Consider the following 3,107-nt stretch of genomic DNA (forward strand, 5'->3'; position numbering starts at 1 on the left):
GGACATGACGGCGCGCTACGTGGGGATCGCGGCGGAGCTGCGGGACGCGATCATGCGCGGCGAGTACGCCGTCGGAGCGCAGCTGCCCTCGGAGGCGGAGCTCGCCATCCGCTTCGCGGCCTCGCGAGGCACGGTCCGCCAGGCGGTGGCGGTGCTCGCCACCGAGGGGCTGGTCGGCTCCCGGCAGGGGGCCCGGCGCATCGTGCTCGGCCGCGAGCGCAGCCAGAGCTTCGCCGAACTGCACAGTTTCGCCCAGTGGGCGAGGGCGATGGGCCACCGGGTCAGTGGGCGGATGCTGGAGCAGCGCCGCCGGGGCGCGAGCGCCACCGAGGCGGCCCGGCTGGCCCTCCAGCCGGGCGAGCCGGTGCTGTCGGTGCTGCGGCTGCGCTCGCTCGAAGGCGAGCCGGTGCTGCTGGAGCGGACCGTCTACGCCGGGTGGATCGCCCCGGCCGTCGAGCGGATCGACCCCGGGTGCGAGTCGGTCACCCAGGCCCTCTACGAGGGTGTCGGCCTCGTCTTCGCCTACGGCGAGCACCTCATCGACGCGGTCGCGGCGGGGGTCGAGGACTCCCGGCTGCTGGCCGTACGGCGGGGCAGCCCGCTGCTGCGCCAGCGGCGGGTCACCACCACCCACGAGGGCCGCCCGGTCGAGTGGTCCGACGACCGCTACCGGGCGGGCAGCGTGACGTTCAGCATCCGCAACTCGGTGGACGCCAATCCACTGGTGAGACAGGTGGGGGACTTGCGCTCGGCGCCGTGAGAACGTATGTTCGATACGCCATGGCCCGTCTTCCCCCCTCCCGCCCCGCCTGAGGACGCCGGCCCGGAGCGCCGGCGTCCGGGCGGTCACTGCCGGGCGTGATGGACCTGCGGGGCGGAGCCCTGCTCCGTGAGGATCAGCGGGACGGCCCGCGCCATGACCGCGCCTGTCCGCGCCGGTGGGCCCGGACGGGCGCCCGCGACCTGGATCCGGGTGATCTGCCGGACGGTCGCCGCGCACAGCAGCGCGCAGAGCGCGACGACGGCCAGCTCGGCCGGGCCGAGACCGGTCAGGTCGGTGTCGCCCGCTGCGGTGAGCCGTGCCAGCACCAGGGCGAGCACGGCCAGCCAGCTCAGCCACCAGGCGGCGAGCAGCGCCACCCAGCGGCCATGACGGTCCGCCGGCGGCCGGGACCCCCACCACAGGCGGTGGACCAGCACCGGCGGGGCGACCAGGTTGACCCCCGGCACCGCCCAGGCGGCCAGGACCGGCGCGGCCTGCGCCCCGGGGGAGACGTTCTGGCGGGCCTGGACCAGCCAGGTCAGGTAGGCGGCGGCGGCCGCGACCGTGGTCGCGGTGACGAGCATGATCAGGATGGCGAACACGGAGACCGCGCCGACGACGGCCTGCGCCCCGGGCGCGTGGGGGTCGCCGCCGAGTGCCGAGATCTCCCGGACCAGCCGCCGGCCCCGGGTTTGCTCGAACACCACCAGGGCGGCGGTGGCGGCCACCTGGGCGGTGAGGGTCACGTAAACGGCCGAAGCGGACTTCGTGTGTGGAGATGAGCTGGGGCGCATGTATGTCTCCCCCTGGCATGCGCTGAAGGACCTGCCCTTTTTCTATCCCGCGGGCCCCTCCGCTAATCAGCCTCCGGCGTCCTGCCGGTCAGCTCACCACGCCCGACTCCCACGCCCAGGCGGCGATCTCCACCCGGTTCCTGGCGCCGAGCTTCGCCTGGATGCTCCCCAGGTGCGTCTTGACCGTCGACAGCGAGACGAACAGCTCCGCGGCGACCTCCTGGTTGGTCCGCCCCCTGGCCACCAGACGGACGACGTCCAGCTCGCGCTCGGTGAGCGGCTCGGCGAGCGGGCGGGCGGCCCCGGCCCGGGGGTGGGCCAGGTGTTCGAGCAGGCGTACGGTCACCGACGGCGACACCAGGGCGTCCCCGGCCGCCGCGGCCCGGATCGCCTCGATCAGCAGCGTCGGCCCGCTGTCCTTGAGCAGGAACCCGGTCGCGCCCGCACGCAGTGCTCCGTAGACGTATTCGTCCAGGTCGAAGGTGGTGACGATGACGACCCGCATCGGATCGGGCACCCCGGGCCCGGCCAGGATCCGGGTGGCCTCAAGACCGTCCAGCTTGGGCATCCGGATGTCGAGCAGGCACACGTCGGGCCGGAGCCTCCTCGCGTGCTCGACCGCCTCGGCGCCGTTCCCGGCGGTCGCCACGACCTCCATGTCCTCCTGGGCGTCCAGAATCATCTGGAAACCGGTCCGCACCAGCACCTGGTCGTCAGCGATGAGCACCCGAATTGTCACCTGATGGATTCTGCCAGCTCGGCATCCGGCATCGGACTTTCGGCCGAGGCCCCTGCCGGTGAATCGGACGGTCGGCCGATCCCCCGGCAGGCTCCCGCGCGGGAGGGTCATCGGCATGAATGTTGTTCTTGAAGGGGCCGGCCTGGTCAAGCGGTTCGGCCCGACTGTGGCGCTGGGCGGCGTCGGGCTGGCGGTCCACACCGGCGAGGCAGTGGCGATCATGGGACCGAGCGGGTCGGGCAAGTCGACCCTGTTGCACTGTCTCGCCGGGATCATGAAGCCGGACGCGGGTGAGGTCCACCTGCTCGGCCTGCGGATCGACGCGATGGGGGAGCGGCAGCGCAGCGCCCTGCGCCGCACCCGGTTCGGGTTCGTGTTCCAGTTCGGCCAGCTCCTGCCGGAGCTCCCGGCCGAGGAGAACGTCGCGCTGCCTCTCATGCTCGGCGGCGTCTCCCGGACCGACGCCGTACGGCAGGCCCGCGAGTGGTTCGGCCCGCTCGGGCTCGGCGGCATGGAAGGCCGCCGCCCCGGCGAGCTCTCCGGCGGTCAGGCGCAGCGGGTGGCGATCGCCCGCGCGCTGGTCACCCGGCCCGCGGTGATCTTCGCCGACGAGCCGACCGGCGCGCTCGACCAGAGCACCGGCCACGACACGATGCGCCTGCTGGTGGAGGCCACCAAGCACAACGGAGCCTCGCTGGTGGTCGTCACCCACGACCACCAGGTGGCCCGGTGGTGTGACCGCGTGGTCGAGGTCCGCGACGGCCAGATCATCCCCGGCCAGTACGGCGCGCGGCCTCCCGCCGGTCACGGC

Annotated in this window: 4 protein-coding genes; 2 read left to right on the forward strand and 2 right to left on the reverse strand. The window is 73.6% G+C overall.

The window, feature by feature from the left end; all coding sequences use genetic code 11:
• Positions 1 to 760 (forward strand): GntR family transcriptional regulator (locus CA984_RS43295; protein ID WP_242676499.1); only part of this gene is annotated, 760 nt, incomplete at its 5' end.
• An 86-nt stretch (positions 761 to 846) separates the two neighbouring features.
• Here the strand turns inward: CA984_RS43295 and CA984_RS43300 are convergent.
• Together CA984_RS43300 and CA984_RS43305 are read right to left on the reverse strand one after the other, a co-directional pair.
• Complete coding sequence (locus CA984_RS43300) at positions 847 to 1,509, reverse strand: DUF4328 domain-containing protein (RefSeq protein WP_242676500.1); 663 nt, start codon at positions 1,507 to 1,509, stop codon at positions 847 to 849.
• Positions 1,510 to 1,645: 136 nt separating this feature from the next.
• Positions 1,646 to 2,296 carry a response regulator gene (locus CA984_RS43305; RefSeq protein WP_086579076.1) on the reverse strand — a complete coding sequence of 217 codons (651 nt, stop codon included), beginning with the start codon at positions 2,294 to 2,296 and terminating at the stop codon, positions 1,646 to 1,648.
• Positions 2,297 to 2,411: 115 nt separating this feature from the next.
• On the opposite strand from CA984_RS43305, the gene CA984_RS43310 reads away from it, so the two are divergent.
• Positions 2,412 to 3,107 (forward strand): ABC transporter ATP-binding protein (locus CA984_RS43310; protein WP_086579078.1); only part of this gene is annotated, 696 nt, incomplete at its 3' end.

Origin of the sequence: Streptosporangium minutum (assembly GCF_002149035.1) — a bacterium.
Classification (GTDB): Bacteria; Actinomycetota; Actinomycetes; order Streptosporangiales; family Streptosporangiaceae; genus Streptosporangium; species Streptosporangium minutum.